Annotated in this window: 20 protein-coding genes; 8 read left to right on the plus strand and 12 right to left on the minus strand. The window is 33.4% G+C overall.

Annotated elements, in window-relative coordinates:
• Positions 1-12: 12 nt before the first annotated feature.
• From H277_RS18690 to H277_RS0105710, 10 genes are all read right to left on the minus strand, one after another.
• The gene (locus tag H277_RS18690; RefSeq protein WP_019974618.1) at positions 13-1,545 is read right to left on the minus strand and encodes a serine hydrolase; all 1,533 of its coding nucleotides are present in this window, start codon (positions 1,543-1,545) and stop codon (positions 13-15) included.
• Positions 1,546-1,644: 99 nt separating this feature from the next.
• Complete coding sequence (locus tag H277_RS0105670) at positions 1,645-2,787, minus strand: helix-turn-helix domain-containing protein (protein ID WP_019974619.1); 1,143 nt, start codon at positions 2,785-2,787, stop codon at positions 1,645-1,647.
• A gap of 174 nt (positions 2,788-2,961) precedes the next feature.
• Positions 2,962-3,678, minus strand: a complete 717-nt coding sequence (locus H277_RS0105675; RefSeq protein ID WP_026357428.1) for a sulfite exporter TauE/SafE family protein — start codon at positions 3,676-3,678, stop codon at positions 2,962-2,964.
• Entirely contained in the window at positions 3,663-4,106 is a 444-nt protein-coding gene (locus tag H277_RS0105680) for a FixH family protein (protein WP_019974621.1), read from the minus strand. The genes H277_RS0105675 and H277_RS0105680 overlap by 16 nt, the downstream gene beginning before the upstream one ends.
• A gap of 5 nt (positions 4,107-4,111) precedes the next feature.
• On the minus strand, positions 4,112-5,593 hold the full coding sequence (gene ccoG, locus H277_RS0105685; protein WP_019974622.1) for a cytochrome c oxidase accessory protein CcoG: 1,482 nt from the start codon (positions 5,591-5,593) through the stop codon (positions 4,112-4,114).
• A gap of 104 nt (positions 5,594-5,697) precedes the next feature.
• On the minus strand, positions 5,698-6,645 hold the full coding sequence (locus H277_RS0105690) for a cbb3-type cytochrome c oxidase N-terminal domain-containing protein (RefSeq protein WP_019974623.1): 948 nt from the start codon (positions 6,643-6,645) through the stop codon (positions 5,698-5,700).
• A complete protein-coding gene (locus H277_RS0105695; RefSeq protein ID WP_019974624.1) occupies positions 6,642-6,842 on the minus strand; it encodes a hypothetical protein in 201 nt (66 codons plus the stop codon). Before H277_RS0105695 ends, H277_RS0105690 begins: the two co-directional genes overlap by 4 nt.
• Positions 6,842-9,109, minus strand: coding sequence for a cytochrome-c oxidase, cbb3-type subunit II (ccoO, locus tag H277_RS0105700; protein WP_026357429.1), 2,268 nt, complete (start codon positions 9,107-9,109; stop codon positions 6,842-6,844). Before ccoO ends, H277_RS0105695 begins: the two co-directional genes overlap by 1 nt.
• The gene (ccoS, locus tag H277_RS0105705; protein WP_019974626.1) at positions 9,109-9,273 is read right to left on the minus strand and encodes a cbb3-type cytochrome oxidase assembly protein CcoS; all 165 of its coding nucleotides are present in this window, start codon (positions 9,271-9,273) and stop codon (positions 9,109-9,111) included. The genes ccoO and ccoS overlap by 1 nt, the downstream gene beginning before the upstream one ends.
• A gap of 79 nt (positions 9,274-9,352) precedes the next feature.
• Positions 9,353-11,749 (minus strand): heavy metal translocating P-type ATPase, encoded by a 2,397-nt coding sequence (locus H277_RS0105710; RefSeq protein ID WP_019974627.1) that lies wholly within the window; start codon positions 11,747-11,749, stop codon positions 9,353-9,355.
• A 75-nt stretch (positions 11,750-11,824) separates the two neighbouring features.
• Here H277_RS0105710 and H277_RS0105715 point away from each other — a divergent pair, with 75 nt between their 5' ends.
• The gene (locus tag H277_RS0105715) at positions 11,825-12,532 is read left to right on the plus strand and encodes a Crp/Fnr family transcriptional regulator (protein ID WP_019974628.1); all 708 of its coding nucleotides are present in this window, start codon (positions 11,825-11,827) and stop codon (positions 12,530-12,532) included.
• Between the two features lie 88 nt (positions 12,533-12,620).
• On the opposite strand, the gene H277_RS0105720 is transcribed toward H277_RS0105715, so the two are convergent.
• Positions 12,621-13,334, minus strand: a complete 714-nt coding sequence (locus H277_RS0105720; RefSeq protein ID WP_019974629.1) for a DNA alkylation repair protein — start codon at positions 13,332-13,334, stop codon at positions 12,621-12,623.
• A 125-nt stretch (positions 13,335-13,459) separates the two neighbouring features.
• On the opposite strand from H277_RS0105720, the gene H277_RS0105725 reads away from it, so the two are divergent.
• Positions 13,460-13,897 (plus strand): DsrE/DsrF/DrsH-like family protein, encoded by a 438-nt coding sequence (locus tag H277_RS0105725; RefSeq protein WP_019974630.1) that lies wholly within the window; start codon positions 13,460-13,462, stop codon positions 13,895-13,897.
• Between the two features lie 44 nt (positions 13,898-13,941).
• Here the strand turns inward: H277_RS0105725 and hflX are convergent, their stop codons facing one another.
• A complete protein-coding gene (gene hflX, locus H277_RS0105730; protein WP_019974631.1) occupies positions 13,942-15,168 on the minus strand; it encodes a GTPase HflX in 1,227 nt (408 codons plus the stop codon).
• Between the two features lie 407 nt (positions 15,169-15,575).
• Here hflX and hisG point away from each other — a divergent pair, with 407 nt between their 5' ends.
• Genes hisG through H277_RS0105760 form a run of 6 tightly spaced genes read left to right on the plus strand, consistent with a single transcriptional unit; the run spans position 15,576 to position 23,664 of the window.
• Entirely contained in the window at positions 15,576-16,433 is an 858-nt protein-coding gene (gene hisG / locus H277_RS0105735; RefSeq protein ID WP_019974632.1) for an ATP phosphoribosyltransferase, read from the plus strand.
• A 2-nt stretch (positions 16,434-16,435) separates the two neighbouring features.
• Positions 16,436-17,719: a histidinol dehydrogenase gene (gene hisD, locus H277_RS0105740; protein WP_026357430.1), complete on the plus strand. Its 1,284-nt coding sequence runs from the start codon at positions 16,436-16,438 to the stop codon at positions 17,717-17,719.
• Positions 17,719-18,765 (plus strand): histidinol-phosphate transaminase, encoded by a 1,047-nt coding sequence (hisC, locus tag H277_RS0105745; RefSeq protein WP_019974634.1) that lies wholly within the window; start codon positions 17,719-17,721, stop codon positions 18,763-18,765. The genes hisD and hisC overlap by 1 nt, the downstream gene beginning before the upstream one ends.
• 2 nt (positions 18,766-18,767) lie before the next feature.
• On the plus strand, positions 18,768-19,901 hold the full coding sequence (hisB, locus tag H277_RS0105750; protein WP_019974635.1) for a bifunctional histidinol-phosphatase/imidazoleglycerol-phosphate dehydratase HisB: 1,134 nt from the start codon (positions 18,768-18,770) through the stop codon (positions 19,899-19,901).
• Between the two features lie 46 nt (positions 19,902-19,947).
• Entirely contained in the window at positions 19,948-20,526 is a 579-nt protein-coding gene (hisH, locus tag H277_RS0105755; protein ID WP_019974636.1) for an imidazole glycerol phosphate synthase subunit HisH, read from the plus strand.
• 18 nt (positions 20,527-20,544) lie between these two features.
• On the plus strand, positions 20,545-23,664 hold the full coding sequence (locus H277_RS0105760; protein ID WP_019974637.1) for a S41 family peptidase: 3,120 nt from the start codon (positions 20,545-20,547) through the stop codon (positions 23,662-23,664).
• The last annotated feature ends 13 nt before the right edge of the window (positions 23,665-23,677 follow it).

A 23,677-nucleotide genomic window follows, 5' to 3' on the forward strand; every position in this document is an offset into this window, starting at 1 on the left:
TGTTTAATTTCTTTATTTTTTTAAAATATTTTCGATTTTTAAAAGCATTTCTTTTGCATTTTGATTCGTAGGCTCCAGCTCTACTACTTTTTGATAATCAGCTTTCGATGCTGCATAATCTTTTTTATTAAAATAGGCTTCGCCACGGCTGTCATACGCATTTGCCACATCTGGAAATTCATTAATATTCAATGTAAAAATCTTAATGGCGTCATCTATTTTGTTATTCTTTAAAAATTCGTAACCCAGCGTATTCAATTCACTTTTATCCGAAAAATTATAATCGTTTGGTTTTGTTAGTTTTAATTTTTTGTAAAGCTCAATACCTTTATCGATGTTTTGATTTGCTACTTTTTTAATCGTTAAAGAAATCGATTCTTTTATGGGTTCAAAAGGATAATTTTTCCATTGATTTAGATTGGCTATGCTCGAAACAATTTCATTTACCAGTTGCATATTTCTACCGTTGGTCATCACAACAACGCCGTTACCATCCTCCAAACTTCCAATGTAATGGCAGACAAATCCCTCATTTCCGCCACTGTGACCAAAGTATTTTGTCCCGTTATAATTTTGAACAAATACGCCAAAATTATTTTCAAGTCTTTTTATTGACATTTCTTTTGAAAGAACTTTGTTGGATTTCCCTTGTAATGACAATTGGGTTTCGATGATGTATTTTGCCAAATCTGTCGGGTTTGTCCATAAACCAGCTGCGGCTTGTTCAGGATAAATATGATATTTACCAACAACTTGAACCTTTCCATTGTAACCCGTTGCTAAAAGATTTTTCTTGTCCGCAGAAGGTGGTTGATTGAAAGAACTTTGCGCCATCCCTAAAGGTTGCAACACATTTTTCAGCATATAATCTGCGTATTTTTCGCCAGTTGTATCTTCCAAAATTAATTGAGAAACTGTCGTTCCGCCACCTGAATATTGGAACTTCAAACCGGGTTCAAAAATCGAACGAACCGCATTAGAATTTGCAGGTTTTACACCATCCAGAATTTGAGTGATACTCGGCAAAGCTTGTCCTTTTTCGTAACCGCCAAAACCACCAACAGAAAGTCCAGCCGTGTGATTTAACAATTGCGCAATGTTGATTTTTTTCCCTTTTGAAATGGAATCATAAGGGAATTTCCACGTTTTTAAAAAGATATTAATATCCTGATCTAAATTTAGTTTTTGTGCCTCAACCAGCCTTAGAATTCCCAAACTGTTAAACGATTTACTAATCGAAGCCGCCTGAAAAAGCGTTTCCGTGGTTGTCGGTCTTTTCTCGGACACATCAGCAAAACCGTAGGCTTTTACCCATTCTATTTTGTAATCTTTAACGACAGCAATACTTACGGCATTCACTTCGTAAAAATCCATTCGCTCCTTTAAGGTCGATTTTTTATGTTTAGTCTTGTCCCAAGCGTTTAAATTATGCTCAAAAGATTTGATTTTTTCGTTGATATTTTGAGCAAAAGTGAAACTTGAAAAAATCAGGAAAAAGAAAAAGATAGCATTTTTCATTTGCGAAACTGTTGGATTATAATTCATATTCGATATTCATTATTTTGTTGCAAAAATGCGTCAAAACGCTTTAATATACGACCGACTAAAAAAAATCGAACTCATTTTTCGAAAAATAATACGATTTTATAAGGGTTCTTTTCGAAAATCGGTTGGCGTTTTTCCCGTATATTTTTTGAAGGAAGTATTAAACGAAGATTTAGAATTAAATCCAACTTGATACAAAATTTCCAAAACGGTCAACTCTTTTTGAGAAGGATCTTTTAGAATTTGCATGGCTTTTTCAATTCGGTATTCATTTACGAAATCGAAAAAATGTTTGTCCATGTACAAATTAATTAAAGTAGATAAATCCTTCACAGGCATTTCAACTTGTTCCGCCAAATCCTGAATCGTTAATGATGAATCGAGATAAGGTTCGTTTTTAACCATAAAATCTTTTAAAGATTCGATTTCTTTATTTTTCTCCTCGTTAATTTCGGAAATAGATTTTTCTTTAGAAACCACTTTTTTAATAGGTTTTAATTCCGAATTCACACCTCGGAAAAAATCAGGATTATTTAACGCGACAAATAGATACCAACAGGTACAAAATAAAAAAGCGAGCCCATCAAGACATACAATCCAATCGCGGAGCTCAACCTTTCCCCATCCAAAAATAAAGGTAACCAGCCATCTCATCAGGACGATAAAATGCAAAACGTAATAGAGTGTTGTTATTTTGTAAAGGGCATTGAGTGCAGAAATATTCGGATTGGTGTAATTTTCGAGATAGACTTTTTTAGCCTTTCTAATTACTAAAAACGAGGCAATAAAATAGACTTGAAACAGCACTTCAAAAAGGATGAGAAAAAATTGCCAAAGCGACATATCGCCCATGCTGTTTATAAATTTTATTTTCGCAGGTCGATCTACAAAAATAATTCCCCACATTATAAATACATTAAACGCTAAAAACGGAATTGCATGCAGTAAATGCTTCGCTTTTAACCGAAAATTGGTGTAACAAACAGATAACACGTAAAGGTAAAACGCAGCCGAAAACAAATAGACAAAACTCCAACGAAATGCCTCGAGGTTGATATAATTAACCGGAAATCCGCGTTGCAAAAACTTGATGGCATCAACCGCATTGGTGAAAAGAAAAAATGCCAGCAGACAGTTTGATAGTTTGTGCTTGGTCTTTACAGTAACCAAAAACAGGGCAAGCAAAAACACCATAAAAATCCCTATGGCGGAAACGAGCTGCTGAAAAGTATACTTGTCCATTTTCTTTTAATGCAAGGTCAAATGTAACATTTTTTTCACTTTTTGAAAAAATACATTTCTTGTAAAAGAAAAATTAAAACCATATTCTTCATTTGTCATCTCAGATCATAATATTAATGGAATAGAATTATATCAACATCCACACAATTAACTAAAAGTCAATTGATAAATAAACTACATGCAATGATTATCCATCCCGTTAAGTTGCAATGCATCTTCTGATGGTGAAATAAATGGTATATTAAGTTCTAACCCGCGAAGAATAAATAAAACGCCAAGAATTAGTGTAATAATAGGTAAGATTCTTAAGATGGTCTGACGTTGTTTTACTGATAAAAAGTTACCAAATAAAACGGTTGCAAACATCAAAGGCAACGTTCCTAGTCCGAAGAAGAACATAAATAGTGCACTTTTATAAACTGATCCCAAACCAATGGCAGCCGTTAACGAAGCATATACCATTCCACAAGGTAAAAGGCCGTTTAAAAGACCAACTATATAAAGAGAAGAAGAATCTTTTTTGATCAAAAATTTACCAAGAGTGATTTTCACTTTTACCATCAAGGCATTTACAGGGCGAAGTTGAGTTGCTCCGTTTTCATAAAATTTGGGAATCATCACCATAATAATCATTAAAACTCCAATAAGGATACTCAAATAATTTTGTAATCCTACAAATGAAAATGACTCTCCTATTAAACCTAAAATGGTTCCTAAAATAGTATACGTCGTCACCCTCCCTATTTGATATGTTAAGTTACGAAGCGTAAACTTTAATTTATCTTGAGATTCTAAGCCTAATGATAAAGCAATAGGCCCACACATCCCTACGCAATGCAAGGATGAAGTAAGACCTATTGATAAAGCTATAAATATTATTGTGAAATCCATCGGATGGACTTTTTAATCAAGTATGCTTGATTATTCTCTTTCCAGCTTAAGGTTAATTCATATTCTCCATCAACCAATTTAACAGATGGAACCAAGAAATTTTTCTTGTCATTTAAACGAATTGGTGTTCTGATGTCTTTCGTTTCATCCTCATTTCTCAATAAAAAGATTTCTCCTTTAAAGTTGTCTGCCGTAGATGTTGGAAACTGAACCAAGAAACCATTTGCCTGAATCAATATTTCTGGTTTCTCTGCTAATTCATTTGCTTTTTTTTCAGCATTGATCTCATCTTGAAAATGAATCTCTTTTTCGTAATAATTGTCGGTTACCATTCCTCCTGTATCACCCGCCATAAATAGTAATGATAGAATGAAAATCATAAAACATCCCAATGCTATTGCTACACCATGTCCCCAATTTAATTTCATATTTTCTAATATTTAAAAGGAGCTGAAAAGCTCGTTTCGTATTTGTCTATTACTTTTCCTTTTTGATTTACTAAACCAATTACCACTTTTTCTTTGTAAGATTTTACCTCGTTCATCGGAATTTTCAAGAAAAATTTACCTTGAACAATTTGTCCTTTTTCCATGTTCAATTTGTTCACTCCTTCAAACATTTCTACTTTAGAATTTTTATGAGATAACAATTTAAGTGTAACGATTTGATCTGCATTTGTTTTATTATACAATGTATATTCAAATTGATTCACATAGTACTGCCCTTCTACTTTATAATCTGTACCGGGAACTTTAAGGTATTTTGATTCTACATCTGAACGGGAGAAAAGGAAAGCCGTCATTGCTCCGATTAATATTAAAAGTGCAAATGTATAAGCTGCCAATCGTTTTGTAAACTTAAATTTCTCTCCACGCTTAATATCATCTTCAGAAGCATAACGAATCAATCCTGTTGGAAAACCAACTTTCTCCATTACTTCATCACATGCATCAATACAAGCTGTACAGTTTACACATTCTAACTGAATTCCGTTTCGAATATCAATTCCTGTAGGACAAACAACTACACACTGACCACAGTCAATACAATCTCCTTTACCTGCAGCTTCACGGTCTTCATTCTTTTTGAATTTTGCGCGACCAGCTGTTGACTCTCCACGTTTAAAATCATATGTTACATTGATTGTATGCGAATCAATCAAAACTCCTTGAAAACGTCCATAAGGACAAACTAGTGTACAAGCTTGTTCGCGAAACCATGCGAATACGAAATAAAACATTGCAGAAAAGAATCCTAAACCGATTAATGTTCCAACATTATCTGCCGGTCCTTCTTTAATTACATCATACAAAGCATCTGCACCAATAATATAAGCTAAGAATACATTGGCGATAATGAATGAAATAATAGCAAAAATGGTCCATTTCAATAATTTTTTACGAATTTTTTCTTCGTCCCATTCTTGTTTATCGAGTCTTATTTGTTTTGCTCTATCGCCTTCTATTGCATATTCTATTTTTCGAAAAACCATTTCCAAAAAAATTGTTTGCGGACAAACCCATCCACAAAACAAACGACCATAAGCCATTGTAAATAATACGATGAAGATAATAGATGTAATCATTCCCAGTGCTAAGAGGAAGAAATCTGATGTAAAGAAAGGGAAACCAAATAAGATAAACTGGCTATGCAAGACATCAAATTTGAACAACGGGTTTCCATTGGGTAATTTGAAAAATGGTGTTAAGATTAATAAAGCTAATAAAACATAACTTACATAACTCCTATAGTTTGTAAACTTCCCTTTTGGTTTTTTAGGATAAACCCATTTACGCTCTCCTGTTCTTTCCATTGTACCAATGGAACTACGAACATCTTCATTCATTTGGCTATTTTCTTCCAAATAACTATCTAAGTTAAATTCATCTTTTGGATCAGAATTTTGAACACTCATTTTAGTGAATTTTAAATGTATACAAATTTACGACTAAAAAAGAAAAGAGAGCTTATAAATAAGCTCTCTTTCAATATGATATTTGTTGTAATTGTTTTAACGAATTACTTTTGTTTCCATGCATCCATCAAATCACCTTGTGGAGCAGCTGCACCTTCAGCAACTGTCTTAGTCGGTTCTTTTTGGTTGATGTAATATACATAAGAAGCAATTTTTTCGATTGCTAAACCTGATAATTCTTTACGTTGTCCAAAAGCACGCATCTGAGGGTTTTTAGGAGATCCGTCATAAACAATATGATAGATGTTCTTAAATAAACTATCTTCTACATGATTCACCCAGTAATCATCCGTTAAGTTTGGTCCAATACCTCCTTTACCACCTTCCATATGACATTGAGTACAATGTTGGTTAAATAATTTTTGACCTTGCTCTACTATTGCCGGATCATTTGATTTATTTATAGCTCCGGTGATATCAATATCATTCGCTACGGCCCAGATACTATCTTGTGCATCTTTATAAACCATTTCTTCTTCGTACTCTTTATCACTGTGTGCAAAGTCTGTAAAACTGTATGCCATCACATAAACGACCATAAATACAACTCCGAAATAGAATAATGATAACCACCATTGAGGTAAAGCATTGTCCAACTCTTTAATACCATCAAAACCATGGTCTAAGATGATTGCTTCTTCTTCTTTATCAGACTGTTTTTTAGAAGCACTACCGAATAAACGTTTGAAGTAACCGATTTTACCATCTTCTAAATATTTCGCTTGTTCTTCTTCCGATAATCTTTTAAATTTTTCTGCTTCAATAACTTTATTTAAAGCATTAATAATTAAAAGCATCACAATTGCAACTGCTAATACTGCCCAGAAGATTCCTTGTGTAAACACATGTTTCAAATGTTCCAATAAATTGTGGATCATTCCTTGGAAACCTGGTTCAGGCACCACATCTACTGGCGTCACCATTGTAAACGCTAAGATTACTGCTAATAGCGTTAATGGGATAAATATATAAGCCGGGGTACGTTGTCTCATTTTGTATTATTTTTTTCGTTCTCTTCTGGTTCTAAATCTAAAGCTGCTGACTCATTGTCTTTGTAATAACCTTTCGGTCTTTTTATTACTTTTATAAATATCGTTACAAATACAAGGATAAATCCAATTAAGGTTAAGGTCTGCAACAAAGATGCATACTCATACTGAGAAAAGAATTCTTTATAATATTTTAACATTAGTTACTTGCTGTCTCAATTTGATCCGCTTTGATATCGATACCTAAACGTTGTAAGTAAGCGATTAAAGCTGTTATCTCACGATCTCTCAATGGTACAAATTCTTTTCCTTCGGCCTTAGCTTCAGTAGCTTTCTTCGCATACAATTCTTTCAAATCGGCTGCATCTTTAAAGATACTTGTTTCAATTGCCAAAGCTTGTTTATCCATAGAAACTTGCATACTGTCGAAATCTTCTTGCGCATATGGTACTCCTAAAGCAACCATCGATTTCATTTTATCACGCGTCAATTCACGATCCAATTTGTTTTCAATTAACCATGGGTAACGAGGCATGATAGAACCGTCTGATGTAGAACGTGGATTCCACATATGTTTGTAGTGCCAAGCATCTGGATTTTTACCTCCTTCACGATGTAAGTCCGGACCTGTTCTCTTAGAACCCCATAAGAATGGATGATCATAAACAAATTCACCTGCTTTAGAATATTCTCCATAACGTTTTACTTCATCACGGAATGGACGAATCATTTGTGTATGACAAGCATTACAACCTTCTCTAATATACAAATCACGACCTTCCAATTCTAATGGCGTGTAAGGTTTTACACTTGCTATTGTTGGTACATTTGATTTCACAACAATTGTAGGAACAATTTCTACCAATCCTCCAACTGCTAAAGTTAATACAGCTCCGATTGTTAAAACAATTGGTGTTCTTTCAATCCAAGAGTGTACGCCTTCTCCTTGAGTACGTGCCGCTGTTTTTGGAGCTAATGCAGGAGCTTCTGCCTCTTCATTTGCTACAAAATATCCTGTTTTAACTGTCTTAATCACATTTATGATCATCATAAACGTACCAATTAAGTACAATGTTCCTCCGAACGCGCGTAATGGGTATAACCATTGTTTAAGGATCGTAACCGTTTGTAAGAAGTTACCATACTCTAATGTTCCGTCTGCAGCGAATTGTTTCCACATTAAACCTTGTGTCCACCCTGCTACATACATTGGGATAACCCAAAATAAGATACCGAAAGTAGCAATCCAGAAATGTGCATTCGCCATTTTTACAGATGCTAATTTTGTATTGAAAAGTTTTGGCACTAAGTAATAGATCATACCAAATGCGATAAATCCATTCCATCCTAATGTACCAACGTGAACGTGTGCAGGTACCCAGTCTGTAAAGTGTCCAATTTTATTTAATGTTTTTGTTGCTAATAAAGGTCCTTCAAATGTTGCCATACCATAACATGTTAAGGCTACAACAAAGAATTTCAAAATAGGATTTTCTCTTACTTTATCCCAAGCACCGCGTAATGTCAACAATCCATTCAACATTCCTCCCCAAGACGGAGCAATCAACATGATTGAGAAACCTGTTCCTACTGCCTGTGCCCAACCTGGCAAAGAAGTATAAATCAAGTGGTGAGGCCCAGCCCAGATATAAATGAAGATTAATGACCAGAAGTGGATGATAGACAATTTGTATGAGAACACAGGTCTATTAGCCGCTTTAGGCACGAAATAATACATCAAACCTAAGATTGGAGTTGTAAGGAAGAATGCAACTGCATTGTGTCCATACCACCATTGTACCAATGCATCTTGAACCCCTGAGTATAAAGAATACGATTTAGGAGCAGTCAAGCTGAAAGTTACCGGAATTTCTAAGTTATTGAATACATGTAACATTGTAATCGCCGCCCATGTTCCGATATAGAACCAAATGGCCACATATAAGTGTCTAACACGACGTTTTGAAATTGTCAAGAACATTTGTGTTCCAAACAATACCCAAATCAATGCGATTAAAATATCAATTGGCCACTCATGCTCAGCATACTCTTTTGAAGTATTGTATCCTAACATAAATGTCACAAATGATAATACAATAAACAATTGCCATCCCCAGAATATGATCCAGCTTAAAACATCGCTGTACATTCTGGTTTTCAACAATCGTTGTAATGAATAATAAGCTCCGGTAAAGAAAGAGTTTCCAACGAATGCGAACACCGCAAATGTTGTATGAATCATTCTTAATCTACCAAAACCTAGCTTTCCCTGCGAATTGATTAATCCTTGAATGTTTCCTCCAATTGTCCCATCATCCGATCCGAAGATGTATTCTGGTAAAGTAGGAAAAAACAACAAAGTTGCAACCAATACTCCAAAGAAAAATGCCATAACTGCCCAAAACAATGTGGCATAAAGAAAATACTTTACGATCTTATTGTCGTAACTAAAAGTCTGCATTTGCATTATGAGTCGATTTTATCTTGTGTTTTTTTATCATCTTTTAACATTCTCACTGCAGGAGATTCGTCTTCATCAAATTGCCCTTTCTTATATCCTAAGAAGAATAAAAGCAAGAAAATAGCCCCCAACGAGACACTAACCAATATCATTAATAATAATATTCCCATAGCTCCACAAAATTACAAAGCCCTAAGTTCTTATCACAATGATTTTGATCAGAGCAGTATTTATAACTCTAATTTAAAATCAATCTAAATTCCATTTTATTAATTTATCTGCTATTCGCGTACTAGCGGTTGCAAAAATTAACACTGAAATAGAACTTATTGGCATCAAAATAGCCGCTACAACAGGTTGCAAATAACCTGAAACAGCAAAACTAAGTCCAACAATATTATACAAGAAACTAATGAAAAATGCAATTTTCACAAATTTCATTGTTGTCTTAGATAACTTCAGGAAGTTTGGAATTGCTTTAAAGCTTTTGGCATCCAAAATTCCATCACAGGAAGGCGAAAAACTATTGATGTCTTCTGAAATCGATATCCCTACCGTACTTTGTTTCAAAGCTCCGGCATCATTCAATCCATCTCCAAGCATCATCACTTTTTTACCTTCTTGTTCCAATTGTTTGATATATTCTAACTTATCAGCTGGCGATTGATTAAAAATCAATTTTGCATTCTTAGGAAAAATGGTTTCTAAATATTCTTTTTCAGAATCATTATCTCCTGATAATATATGCAACTGATAAGCATCCAATTCTTTCAATAAACGATCTAAACCCTTTCGATATCGATTGGTATAGACAAATTTACCAAAAACTTCGTCATCGATAGCTATAAAAACCTGGGATTGATTTAATCTATTTTCATTAAAAATTGCATGGACAAAACGACGTGAACCTACTTTAATTTGATGTCCATCTACTTCTCCTTGTTGTCCTTTTCCTACAACCTCTTCATAATTCTGAATCGGCAACTGATCATCTACATTCAGTTTCTTATATAGTGTACGACTCAATGGATGATTCGAATTACGAATTAATGCTTTTACCATTTGCTTTTGATAGTCAGAAAGTTCTTTTCCTTCATATACCACTTGAGCTTCATCACTTTCTGTAATAGTTCCTGTTTTATCGAAAACAACATCCGTGATTTTTTCCATCCGTTCAATTGTCGATGTATTTTTTACATAAAACTTTTTGTTTCCAAAAATTCGCATCATGTGACCTAAGATAAACGGAGAAGATAATCCTAATGCACACGGACAAGCAATAATTAAGATAGAAGTAACTACTTCTAAAATTTTCGTCGAATCATGGAAATACCAATAAACTGCAGAAATTGCTGTAATAATCAAAATGATCAATGTAAAATAATGACTAATCTTATTGGTTAAAGCATTCAGTTCTGATTCTTCCTTTTGAAAAGCATCATTGTTCCAAAGTTGTGTTAAATAACTTTGATTAACATCTGAAATAATCTCCAATTCAATGGCATGTCCGGATTGTTTTCCTCCGGCAAAAATTTTATCTCCTGCTTTTTTCGGAATCAATCGAGATTCACCGGTTACAAAAGAGTTGTCAATCATTGCTTCACCCTTCATTAGAATGGCATCGGCCGGAATAATTTCTTCATTTCTAATTAATATTCGATCTCCTTTCTTTAATTCCGACAACAAAATAGGCTGTTCATGCCCCTTTTCTAATTTCGCTACAGCAATGGGATAGAATGATTTGTAATCTCTATCAAATGCCAATGCTTGCATTGTCTGTTGTTGAAACCATTTACCGGTCAACATCAAAAACAATAACATCGCTAAGGTATCAAAGTATCCCGGTGAAATATCAAAAATAATATCATACGTCGATTTGAACATAATCACGATGATTCCCAACGCAATTGGAACATCAATATTAATGTATTTATTTTTGAGACCTTGCCAAGCTGAAACAAAATAATCTGTAGAAGAATAAAAGAAAACCGGCAAGGCCAATGCAAACATCGTCCAACGGAAATATCCTTTGTTTTGATCCAACCATTGTTCCTTTACATCTCCAAAGACTTCTACATATTCAGGAAAAGATAGAAGCATAATATTTCCAAAGCAGAAACCGGCAATTACCAATTTACTCACTAAAGAACGATCGACTTTTCTTTTCTTCTTTTTATCTAAGGTCTTTAAATTAACAGAAGGTTTATATCCTAAATTTGTAATAAACCGAGCCAAATCCCCTAATTTTAATTCAGCATCTCGATAGGTAATTTGAACTGTTTTTTGTGTAAAGTTCACATTAGAGGATATGATATTAGGATTGATTGTATTCAAACTTTCTAGCAACCAAACACACGAAGTACAGTGCATTACAGGCACATAAAAGGAGACAACAGTAACGCCGTCATCAGAAAAATCGACAACTTTATCAAAGATTTCTTTTGTGTTTAAGAAATCAAATTGATGATTACTTTTTCCATCAGGACGCAGACCCGCATTACGATTCAGATCGTAATAGTCTTTTAAGTTATTTACGTTTAAAATCTCGTAAACCGTTTTACAACCCTGACAACAAAAATCCTTTTCATCGAACTGAATAACCTCTTCTTCAATCCGTTGACCACAGTGAAAACAATTCTCTTCCATACTATTTTGCAAAATTACTTTCCTTTTATCAGAAATAACGTTAACTTTGTATGAATTAAGTCATAACAACAAGATATGTCAGAGTTTAATGAGAATGTAGTATCGATTAAAGCGATGTTTGATAACCCAGAGTCTTTTGGGGTTTTTAGTAAAGAGGAATTATTGGAGTTTGAGCAAGAAAAGAAGATCTTCAATCTAAAAAAAGGAGACGAAATTATCCAGGAAGGGAATACACCGAAAGGTATTTATTGCGTCATGAAAGGAACTGCCAAGTTATTCAAAATTGGTTTTAATGGAAAAGAACAAATTCTACGTTTTATCAACGAAGGTGACATTATCGGTTATCGCTCAATTTTAAGTCAAGAAGTTTTCGGAGCATCTGCTACAGCAATGACTCCATTAGAAATTTATTATATCCCAGAAAAATTCTTCTTGAAATTATTAGAAGTTAATCCAAAATTAGCATTTAATATTTTGCAACGAATTGCAAAAGATTTAGGGGAATATGCGAGAACTATCACTTATTTAGCTCAGAAAACTGTTCGCGAACGTTTGGCCGAAGTTTTACTTTTATTGGAAGGAAAATTAGGAACAGACAAAGATGGATTTATCCATATTTCGTTGACACGTGAAGAAATGGCAAATTTGATAGGAACGGCAACCGAATCTGCTATCCGATTAATTTCTGAATTCAAAACAGACGAATTAATTGAAGTTGAGGGAAGAAAAATAAAAATCCTTGATCATCAAAAGTTGACGAAATTAGGTCACGTTATTTTGTAAGAAATTATTCTTCATATCAATTAAAAGTCGCTCAAAGAGCGACTTTTTTCTTTGTTCCTGTTTTCTTTAGAATCTTAATCGTTCACTTCTATTTCAACTTCATGTAATAATCTTTCAGGACAGGATCTATTTTTTCCACAGCATATCTCAATGTCGTTCTTGGCATCTGCAACGTATACTCGTCCAGAAATTGAATTAATTTCTGATCATCTTTTTTTCCCATTTCACGAAGCATCCAGCCATTTGCTTTATGCATCAAATCATGCGAATGATTCAAATTGTTCAAAACAATTTCAGGAACAATTTCAAGAGAATTTTGTTTGATGTAATACATCGTTGAAACAACCGCAATTCGCTTCTCCCATAAATTATCAGAATCAGCTAAATCATAAAGTAAATCTTCACGCTTTTGATGAAAACAATAATGTCCTAAAATCTTGTAACAACTTGTGTCTACCAAATCCCAATTGTTAATTCGGGAAGTTTGCGAAAGATAAAATTCTATCATCTTTTTCTGAAAATCAATTTCCTTTTTAGATTTTTCGTACTGCAAAACCATGATCAATAAAGCAACCAATCTATATTCATGAATATCTTCTGAAAGCAAATTTCTCAACGCATCAAAATTCAATTTATTCCAATATTCCTTTGCTATTATTCGCTGCTGGGGAACAGTTAAGCCTAAAAAAGTATCTCCTTCTCCGTATTCACCTTTCTTTGTTTTAAAATACCCGCTCAGAATTTCAGCTTTTCTCTGATTTTTCAACTCGTTAAGAATTATTTTTAACTCATCACTACTCATGCCTTATTTTTTGAATATGAAAATACAAATAATCTTATTACTAGATTAGTTCGTCCATTGTAACTTTTGTTACATTATTACTGATGATAAAGATTTATTTTTCGAAAAAAGTAATCTAGTAAAAAATGAAGAAAATAGCATTTATTGCCGCTTTAGCAGTAACCTTCACAATGCAAGCAAAAGAAAGAAAATCTGAAATAAGCCAAATTGAACATTCTCAGCCATTGAAAAAGAAAGGCAAATATGCGATCATGGTTCAGACTAAAATGATGCTGATGTCATCGATTATGACCGGACAAGAAATATTAAAAAATAACCCCAAAGCAACATTCGAGATTGTAATGATAGCTGGTGTGGTGAAAGATATTGCTGAAGAACAGGATTTGAAAGAAATCATGATAAAAGCAAATGAAGCCGGAATCAGATTTGTTTCATGTGAATTTGCTATGAATAAATTAGGGGTTTCTAAAAATCAATACTTAGATTTTGTTCAGACAACTCCTAATGCATTTATTTATCTTTTTGAATTACAAGAAAAAGGATTTCATCAAATCATTTTATAAATCAAAAAAGATGGATTTAAAAAAATCCATCTTTTAGGTTATTTTTATTCTTCTGAATCATTTTCTTCCTCTTCATCATAATATTGAAAAAGAAAATTATTGTAAGGAAAACGTTTCGTATGAATTTCTTTTACTTCTTCGTAAACAGTTTTTCGCAATTCCTCTAAATTATCTTTTTCTGTTGCCGAAATAAACAATGTGGGGTAATCTGTTTTTGCCATCCATGTGCGTTTCCAGTCTTCGAGCGAATAATTCTCAAATTTCTTTTCAGACAAATCATCTTCATCCTGTTTAACGTAAGAAAAATTATCTATTTTATTAAAAACCATTATAGTAGGCTTTTCTTTCGACTCAATTTCAGCTAAAATTTGATTCACAGAATTCACATGATCTTCAAAGCTAGCATGAGAAATATCTGCAACGTGTACCAACAAATCAGCTTCACGAACCTCATCCAATGTCGATTTGAACGACTCTACCAATTGCGTTGGCAACTTACGAATAAACCCAACTGTATCCGTTAATAGGAAAGGTAAATTCCCAATTACAACTTTACGAACCGTTGTATCTAAAGTGGCAAACAATTTATTTTCTGCAAAAACTTCTGACTTTGACAGAACGTTCATCAAGGTCGATTTTCCTACATTGGTATACCCAACTAAAGCGACACGAACCAAAGCTCCACGATTTTTCCGTTGAGTAGCCATTTGTTTATCAATTCCTTTTAGTTTTTCCTTTAGCAATGTTATTCGATCGCGAATGATACGTCTATCTGTCTCAATTTCAGTTTCCCCTGGACCACGCATACCTATTCCTCCCCGCTGACGCTCTAAGTGTGTCCACATACGCGTTAATCGAGGCAATAGATATTGATATTGTGCCAATTCCACTTGTGTTCTCGCATAGGATGTTTGAGCACGTTGCGCAAAAATATCTAAAATTAATTGTGTCCTATCGATGATTTTTTTATTCACTACTTTCTCAATATTTTTTAACTGAGATGGTGTTAATTCGTCATCAAAAATAACTGTATCAATATCATATTCTTCAACAAATGCTGCTATTTCATCCAGTTTTCCGCTTCCTACAAAAAATTTAGAATCCGGGCGATCCATTTTCTGTGTAAAACGTTCTCCAACTGTTGCTCCTGCTGTGTAAGCCAGAAACTCCAATTCGTCCATATATTCAGTCAGCTTTTCTTCAGATTGTTCTCGTGTAATCAATCCAACTAAAACGACTTTTTCGTATTGTACTTCTTTCTTTTCTAACATAAATTAGTACAAAAATAAAGTAAAGTTTTTGATGTTCAAGAACTTTACAAAAAATCTTGTCATTTATTAAAAATCAGCAAATAGTTTATTCTATTTCATTATCTATAGAATAACATAACGTTTTTAAATTTATTATAGCTTTTTTTTCTAATTAGTAAAAAAAATATTGTCAATTAAAATTTCCTTTATAAATTTGCCCTAACAAAAAGAAATAATGTACACAAATCAATTACATCACCATCACCATCATACTTGCACTCAAGCGAGCAGATAGTGATATGTAATGATTTTATCAAAATATCTAAATCCCGTTTGAGTAGATCGAACGGGATTTTTGTTTCTTCATAAAGTCATTCCGCTTTTTGTGATTTACTCAAACTTTTTAAAATAAATATAAAATATTAAAAATGAGTAAATTAAAAATAGCCATTCAGAAAAGTGGTCGATTAAGTGAAAAATCCCTTGAATTATTGAAAGATTGTGGAATTAAAATCTCAACAAGCAACCGAAAATTAAGAACCGAATCTCCAAATTTTCCTATCGAAATTTTATTCTTACGTGACGATGATATTCCACAATATGTAGAGCAAGGCGTGGCTGATATCGGAATCTTAGGTGAAAATGAGGTTTGGGAAAAAGACAAAAATATCACTCCAATTCGCCAGTTAGGATTCGCAGTGTGCAAATTGTGTTTGGCAATTCCGAAAGATGAAGTTTATACGGATTTAAGCTATTTTCAAGACAAAAAAATCGCCACTTCTTACCCCAAAATTCTTCAAAAATTCTTCAACGAAAAAGGAATCAATGTAAAAGTTGAAGAAATTGGTGGAAGTGTAGAAATTGCACCAAGTATTGGTCTTTCGAATGCTATTTTTGATATCGTTTCTACTGGCTCTACTCTTCTTACAAATGGTTTGAAACAAGTGGAAACTGTGGTTGAATCACAAGCTGTTTTAATTTCTAATCAAAATTTAGACGAAAAAAAACAAGCCATTTTAAACCGATTATTATTCCGTATAGAAGCGGTAAAACAATCTTCCGAAAACAAATATATTTTATTAAATGCTCCCAACGAAAAACTAAACGAAATCATCGCTTTATTGCCCGGGATGAAATCTCCAACAGTTTTGCCACTTGCAGAAAAAGGCTGGTCATCCGTTCACACTGTGATAAAAGAAGATGCATTTTGGGACATCATCGAACAACTAAAAAGCTTAGGCGCTGAAGGGATTTTAGTATTAGAAATAGAAAAAATGATTTTGTAATGATGAAAACATTTATCAAACCTCAACTTTCAGATTGGTCAATTTTAACATCCCGACCAACAAAAGAAGCACAAGATTTACAAAAAATCATTTTGGATGTTTTTGAAAAAATTCAAGTAGATAAAGATGAAGCGTTGATTGACTTTACAGAACAATTTGATCAAGTTCGATTAACTACTTTAGAAATTTCTGTTGAAGAAATTGAAGAAGCAAAAAATTTAATTGCTCAAGATTTAAAACAAGCGATTCAATTAGCAGCTTCTAATATTGAAAAATTTCATATTTCACAACGTGAAGAAATCAAAATAATTGAAACAACAAAAGGGGTGAATTGCTGGAGAGAAAACCGTGGGATAGAAAATGTAGGAATTTATATTCCGGGAGGAACAGCTCCTTTGTTTTCAACGACTTTGATGTTAGGTATTCCTGCAAAATTGGCCGAATGCAAAAATATTATTCTATGTACACCTCCCAATAAAGAAGGTAAAATTCATCCGGCTATTTTATATACCGCAAACTTAATTGGAATTGAAAAAATTTACAAAGTTGGAGGAATTCAAGCTATTGGAGCTTTGACTTTTGGGACAGAAACAATTCAGAAAGTCGATAAAATTTTCGGACCAGGCAATCAATATGTGACAGCGGCTAAACAAGTTGCTCAAAATTTTGGAGTCGCGATTGATATGCCTGCCGGTCCAAGCGAAGTTTTAGTCATTGCAGATGAAACGTCAATTCCAAAATATGTAGCAGCCGATTTATTATCACAGGCGGAGCACGGAATCGATTCTCAGGTTATTTTATTGACCAATACTGAAAAGATATTAAATGAAACCATTTTTGAATTAAATGCACAGTTAGCACTTCTTCCAAGGAAGGATTTTGCTGCAAAAGCTTTACAACAATCAAGAGGAATTGTTTTAAATTCGATTGAAGAATGTGTCTCTTTTTCGAATATTTATGCACCAGAGCATTTAATTTTTGCTTGTGAAAACGCCGAAAATTATATCTCGAAGATTAGTAACGCCGGTTCTGTTTTCTTAGGAAATTATTCGTGCGAAAGTGCTGGTGATTATGCATCAGGAACAAATCATACACTTCCTACAAATGGTTATGCAAAGAATTATTCAGGTGTTTCTTTGGATAGTTTTGTCAAAAAAATGACATTCCAGAAATTGACTGCTCAAGGAATTCAGAATATTGGCCCAACAATCGAATTAATGGCAGAAGCCGAAGAATTATTTGCGCACAAGAATGCGGTTACTTTACGCTTAAACGATTTAAAATAATGAACAATTTCAACTTAGATAGTATTATTCGTCCTAACGTAAAAGCCATGAAAGCCTATTCATCGGCTCGTGACGAATTTCAAGAAATTAATGATGATTTCATTTTCTTAGATGCAAATGAAAATCCGTTCAACAATGGGCTAAATCGTTATCCGGATCCTTTGCAACGGAATGTAAAATCGATTTTAAGCAAACTTAAAAACGTTGCTGCAGAACAAATCTTATTAGGAAACGGAAGCGATGAAGTTTTGGATTTAATTTTTCGTGCTTTTTGCGAACCCAATCAAGATAATGTCATCGCAATTTCTCCTTCCTACGGAATGTATCATGTTTTAGCGAATTTAAACGCTGTTGAATACCGTAAATCCTTATTAAGTGAAGCAGATTTTCAACCGAAGATTGAAGATGTCTTCTCGAAAGTCGATGACCATACGAAAATGATTTTCTTATGTTCTCCTAACAATCCAACAGGAGAAATCATTAAGAAAGAATCTATTCTAAAAATTGTCAATCGCTTCAATGGTTTAGTGATTATCGACGAAGCATACATTGATTTCGCGACAGAACCTTCTTGGATTGGGGAAATAAAAAATTATCCCAACGTAATTGTTACTCAAACTTTGTCAAAAGCAGTTGGTTTAGCGGGAATTCGTTTAGGTATTTTATATGCGTCGCAAGAAATTGTGGATGTTTTAAATAAAATAAAACCACCTTATAACATCAATCAATTAACTCAATTAAAAGCGATTGAAATTTTAAACAATTATAGAAAGGTTATTGAAACTACGAATACGATTCTTCAACAGAAGCAAGCTTTAGAAAATGCTTTAACTGAAATTTCATTCGTGGAAAAAATCTACCCAAGCGATGCCAATTTTATTTTAATCAAAGTGGATAATGCGAACAAACGTTACAATCAATTGGTAGAAAAAGGAATCGTAATCCGCAACCGCAACAATGATGATTTATGTAAAAATTGTTTGAGAATAACAGTTGGAACGGAAGTTGAAAATCAAAAATTAATACAAACATTTAAAACAATTTAACTTTGAAACGCTTACTTTTTATAGATCGAGACGGGACATTAATTCTGGAACCTGAGAATTATCAAGTAGATAATTTTGAAAAATTAGAATTTTACCCGAATGTATTTACTTATTTGGGAAAAATTGCGAAAGAATTGGATTACGAATTAGTTATAGTAACAAATCAGGATGGTTTAGGAACTAAATCACATCCGGAAGAGTCCTTTTGGCCAATTCAGAATTTCGTGGTCAAAGCTTTCGAAAACGAAGGTGTTAAATTCGAGGATATTTACATCGATAAAACGTTTGCACACGAAAATGCACCCACACGTAAACCAGGAACAGCTTTATTAACAAAATACATTAATAATCCTGAATATGATTTAACGAATTCTTTCGTAATTGGTGATCGAATTACCGATGTAAAACTGGCTCAAAACTTAGGTTCGAAAGGAATTTTCATTGCCAATGATGAAACTTTAGGAGTAGACGAAATCAAAGACAACGAAGGTTTAAATGATGCTATTACTTTAAAAACGACATCTTGGAAAGAAATTTACGAATTCTTAAAATTACAAAATCGTACAGCATCCATTGTCCGCAACACGAACGAAACAAAGATCAAAATCGATTTAAATTTAGACGGAACAGGAAAATCAGCTATTTCAACCGGTTTACATTTTTTTGATCATATGTTAGAACAAATTGCGCGTCACGGACAAATGGATTTAGTGATTAAAGTAGATGGTGATTTAGAAGTGGATGAACATCACACGATTGAGGATACAGCAATTGCCTTGGGTGAAGCTTTCTCTAAAGCTCTAGAAAATAAATTAGGCATCGAACGTTATGGATTTACTTTACCTATGGACGATTGTTTAGCACAAGTGGCAATTGATTTTGGAGGAAGAAATTGGTTGGTTTGGGAAGCTGATTTTAAGCGTGAGATGATTGGTCAAATGCCGACAGAAATGTTTTATCATTTTTTCAAATCGTTTACTGATGGCGCAAAAGCCAATTTGAATATCAAAGCCGAGGGGACAAATGAACACCATAAAATTGAAGCAATTTTCAAAGCATTTGCAAAAGCCGTGAAAGCAGCTGTAAAACGTGACCCTGATAAAATGATTTTGCCTTCGACGAAAGGACTTTTGTAATCGTAAGTTTTAAGTCTTACATAAAACCAAAAACTTATAACTAAAAATGATCGCTATAATAAAATATAACGCAGGAAATGTAAAATCTGTTTACAATGCCGTAACTCGTTTAGGTTATGAAGCAGTAATTACAGACAATTTTGACACCTTAAAGAATGCGGATAAAGTAATTTTCCCAGGAGTTGGAGAAGCTCGTTCAGCAATGAGCTATCTTAAAGAGAAAGGGTTGGATATCGTCATCAAGAACTTAAAACAGCCCACTCTAGGAATTTGTCTTGGGCAGCAATTAATGTGCACATATTCAGAGGAAGGAAATACAGATTGTTTAGGTATTTTTCCAATTCAAGTGAAATTATTTCCGCCAACAGAAATTGTTCCACATATGGGATGGAATACGATTTACGGTTTATCCTCAAAATTATTTGAAAATATTGAAGAAAACTCTGACATCTATTACGTTCACAGCTATTATTGCGAGCTATCAAATTTTTCAATTGCGAAAACGGATTATATTCTTGAATATTCGGCAGCATTAAATAAAAATAATTTTTACGCCACTCAGTTTCACCCTGAAAAATCCGCAGGAATAGGTGAACAAATCTTAAAAAACTTTCTAAGTTTATAGTATTATAAATTCACACACATGAAAAAAATAGTATTTACTTTACTTAGTGCTTTTACAATTTCGCAGATTTCTGCACAGGAGAAAGTGTATTTCACCTCGACTCCTTCTTTAAGTCCGGATGCCAAAACCGTCTACTTTAGTTACGATGGAGACATTTGGTCCGCAGATGTAAATGGTGGGAACGCAGCTAGAATAACCGCTTTAGAAGGTGAAGAGATCAATCCTCGTGTTTCACCAGATGGAAAATGGCTGGCATTCAGTTCTAATCAATACGGAAATTATGATGTTTATGTTATGCCAATAAACGGTGGTCAAATCAAGCAATTAACTTTTCACCAAGCCAAAGACGAAATCGAGAGCTGGAGCTGGGATAGTAAATCAATTTATTTTACATCAAATCAAAACAACGGATTTGGAAGTTTTAAGATTGATTTAGATGGAAAAACACCTCAGGCTCTTTTCACAAATTATTTTAACACCACAAATGGTTTGGTTGAAACGCCTCAAGGTGAATATATTTTCACCAATTCATCTGAAAGCGCAAGTCAAGTTACTCGAAAAAGATACAAAGGAGAAAATAATCCGGATTTGTTAGGGTATAATCCGGCAACAAAAAGTTATAAACAATATACCGATTACAATGGAAAAGATTTTAATCCGACAATTGATCAAAATGGAATCATCTATTTTATTTCAGATGAAAATAATGGCGAATACAATTTATACAAATTAACAAACGGTAAAAAAGAAGCGCTGACAAAATTTGACACTTCTATCAAAAAACCTTTTGTTTCTGCAGATGGATCGAAAGTTGTTTTTGAAAAGGACTATCAATTGTTTGTTTACGATGTTCATTCAAAATCCTCGAAGCCAATTTCAATCAATGTCAACTCGAACAAATCATTAGAAAAAGAACAAAATTTTGAAGTTGATAATAACATCGATTATTTTGATATGTCTCCTGATGGGAAAAAAATAGCTTTTGTGAGCAGAGGAATTATTTTTGTTTCAGATCATGAAGGAAAATTTATTCATCAGATTTCTGATGGAAAAGAACGTGTCCTAGAAGTTAAATGGTTAAAAGACAATAAAAATTTAATTTTTAATCAAACATACAAAGGCTATCAGAATTGGTTCAAAATTTCGGCAGATGGAAAAGGAAAAGTGGAACAGCTGACTTCGGATTTACGAAATAACAGAGACATTACATTCAACCACGATTTATCTCAAGCGGTTTATTTAAGTGGTCGTGATGAGGTCAGATTATTGGATCTTAAATCTTTGAAATCATCAACTATTGTGAGAGATGAAATTTGGGCTTTCCAAAATTCAAAACCATCTTTTTCTCCTAACGACGAATATGTCCTTTTTTCTGCGAAACGTAATTTTGAATTAGATATTTTCATTCATAACATCAAGAAAAACACAACTATTAATTTAACCAATACAGGTGTTTCAGAAGCAGATCCGACATGGTCTCCTGATGGAAAATATATTTATTTTTCGAGCGACCGTACAAATCCATCATATCCTTTAGGCATGCAGCGTTCCAATATTTACCGCGCTTCGTTGGATTGGTTTGACCAAGCTTACAAATCAGAGAAGTTTGACAACCTATTTGTAGAAGAAAAGAAAGTTGAAAAAAAGGAGAAAAAAGAGGAAAAGAAAGATTTTAAAGAATTAACGGTTAATCCTGAAGGATTCTTAGAGCGAATCGAATTGGTAACAGATCGTTTCGGTTACCAAACCAATCCTTTTGTTTTTTCAGACGAAAAAAAACAATTTTTATTTTACAATACCAATCAGGAAAACGGTAAATTTCAATTATACAGAAAAACAACGACTGATTTTGAAGAAGAAAAAACCGATAAAATATTCAACAAAGGAGCTGATTTTATTCTGAAAAATGAGAAAAATCTCTTTGCTTTAATCGACAATTCTGTTTACAAATTTGGTATTAACTCTACAACCCCTGAAAAAATCAATATCAAATACAATTTTGATAAGAATTTAGCTTCTGAATTTAATCAAATGTATGAAGAGGCATGGGCCGGAGTAGAAGAAAATTTCTACGATGAAAATTTCCATGGAATTGACTGGAAAGCAAAAAAGGAACAGTATGCACAGTTTTTACCTTATGTAAATAATCGTAATGACTTAAGAATTCTTTTGAATGATATGTTGGGTGAATTAAATTCTTCACATTTAGGTTTTTCTTCCTTTGGGAAAGAAGAGAGCAGGAGATTGAATTATTTCACAAACGAAACCGGAATTATTTTCAAGAAAGATCAACCTTTTACAGTTGAAAAAATCTTACGAAAATCACCGGCTTTTCTTAAAAATGTTGATATTCAGGAAGGCGATATCTTATTAAGTGTGAATGGACAAAAAATTGACCAAAACCAAAATCGTGAAACTTATTTTACAACACCTAAAAAATTGGATGAAGTAACATTGGAACTTGACCGCAAAGGAAAAACTATTTCGACTAAGATTCATCCTATTTCGAATGGAGAATTGAAATCTCTTTTATACGATGAGTGGATTTTCGAAAATCGTCAACGTGTGAAAATTTTAAGCAACGATAGAATTGCCTATTCTTATATGAAAAACATGTCGACTTCTGAATTAGATGCTTTTTTATTGGATATGGTCGAACAAGAAAACAGAAAAGATGGTGTCATTTTAGATCTACGTTTTAATACAGGTGGAAATGTCCATGACAAAGTGTTAAACTTTTTAGCCCAAAGACCGTATTTAAAATGGAAATACCGTGAAGGACAATTAACTGTTCAGCCAAACTTCGCTCCTTCCGGAAAACCAATTGTTTTATTAATCAATGAATATTCTTTGAGTGATGCTGAGATGACAGCTGCCGGATTCAAAGCTTTAAAATTAGGAAAAATCATTGGTCAAGAAACCTATCGTTGGATCATTTTTACATCAGGAAAAAGTTTGGTTGACGGTTCATTCTATCGTTTACCAAGTTGGGGAACCTATACTTTGGACGGGCAAAATTTAGAAAAAACTGGAGTGAAACCTGATATCTATATTAAAAACACGTTCTTAGACCGATTAGAAAATAAAGACCCTCAATTGGAACGGGCAATCCAAGAAGTGATGAAAGAATTAAAATAATTTAAGTTCTAAG

This window comes from Empedobacter brevis NBRC 14943 = ATCC 43319 (assembly GCF_000382425.1).
In the GTDB taxonomy this organism is placed as follows: Bacteria; Bacteroidota; Bacteroidia; order Flavobacteriales; family Weeksellaceae; genus Empedobacter; species Empedobacter brevis.

Coding starts and splice junctions, on each gene's coding strand:
- H277_RS18690 (WP_019974618.1), bottom strand. CDS start 1,545: ATGAATTATAATCCAACAGTTTCGCAAATGAAAAATGCTATCTTTTTC.
- H277_RS0105670 (WP_019974619.1), bottom strand. CDS start 2,787: ATGGACAAGTATACTTTTCAGCAGCTCGTTTCCGCCATAGGGATTTTT.
- H277_RS0105675 (WP_026357428.1), bottom strand. CDS start 3,678: ATGGATTTCACAATAATATTTATAGCTTTATCAATAGGTCTTACTTCA.
- H277_RS0105680 (WP_019974621.1), bottom strand. CDS start 4,106: ATGAAATTAAATTGGGGACATGGTGTAGCAATAGCATTGGGATGTTTT.
- ccoG (WP_019974622.1), bottom strand. CDS start 5,593: ATGAGTGTTCAAAATTCTGATCCAAAAGATGAATTTAACTTAGATAGT.
- H277_RS0105690 (WP_019974623.1), bottom strand. CDS start 6,645: ATGAGACAACGTACCCCGGCTTATATATTTATCCCATTAACGCTATTA.
- H277_RS0105695 (WP_019974624.1), bottom strand. CDS start 6,842: ATGTTAAAATATTATAAAGAATTCTTTTCTCAGTATGAGTATGCATCT.
- ccoO (WP_026357429.1), bottom strand. CDS start 9,109: ATGCAAATGCAGACTTTTAGTTACGACAATAAGATCGTAAAGTATTTT.
- ccoS (WP_019974626.1), bottom strand. CDS start 9,273: ATGGGAATATTATTATTAATGATATTGGTTAGTGTCTCGTTGGGGGCT.
- H277_RS0105710 (WP_019974627.1), bottom strand. CDS start 11,749: ATGGAAGAGAATTGTTTTCACTGTGGTCAACGGATTGAAGAAGAGGTT.
- H277_RS0105715 (WP_019974628.1), top strand. CDS start 11,825: ATGTCAGAGTTTAATGAGAATGTAGTATCGATTAAAGCGATGTTTGAT.
- H277_RS0105720 (WP_019974629.1), bottom strand. CDS start 13,334: ATGAGTAGTGATGAGTTAAAAATAATTCTTAACGAGTTGAAAAATCAG.
- H277_RS0105725 (WP_019974630.1), top strand. CDS start 13,460: ATGAAGAAAATAGCATTTATTGCCGCTTTAGCAGTAACCTTCACAATG.
- hflX (WP_019974631.1), bottom strand. CDS start 15,168: ATGTTAGAAAAGAAAGAAGTACAATACGAAAAAGTCGTTTTAGTTGGA.
- hisG (WP_019974632.1), top strand. CDS start 15,576: ATGAGTAAATTAAAAATAGCCATTCAGAAAAGTGGTCGATTAAGTGAA.
- hisD (WP_026357430.1), top strand. CDS start 16,436: ATGAAAACATTTATCAAACCTCAACTTTCAGATTGGTCAATTTTAACA.
- hisC (WP_019974634.1), top strand. CDS start 17,719: ATGAACAATTTCAACTTAGATAGTATTATTCGTCCTAACGTAAAAGCC.
- hisH (WP_019974636.1), top strand. CDS start 19,948: ATGATCGCTATAATAAAATATAACGCAGGAAATGTAAAATCTGTTTAC.
- H277_RS0105760 (WP_019974637.1), top strand. CDS start 20,545: ATGAAAAAAATAGTATTTACTTTACTTAGTGCTTTTACAATTTCGCAG.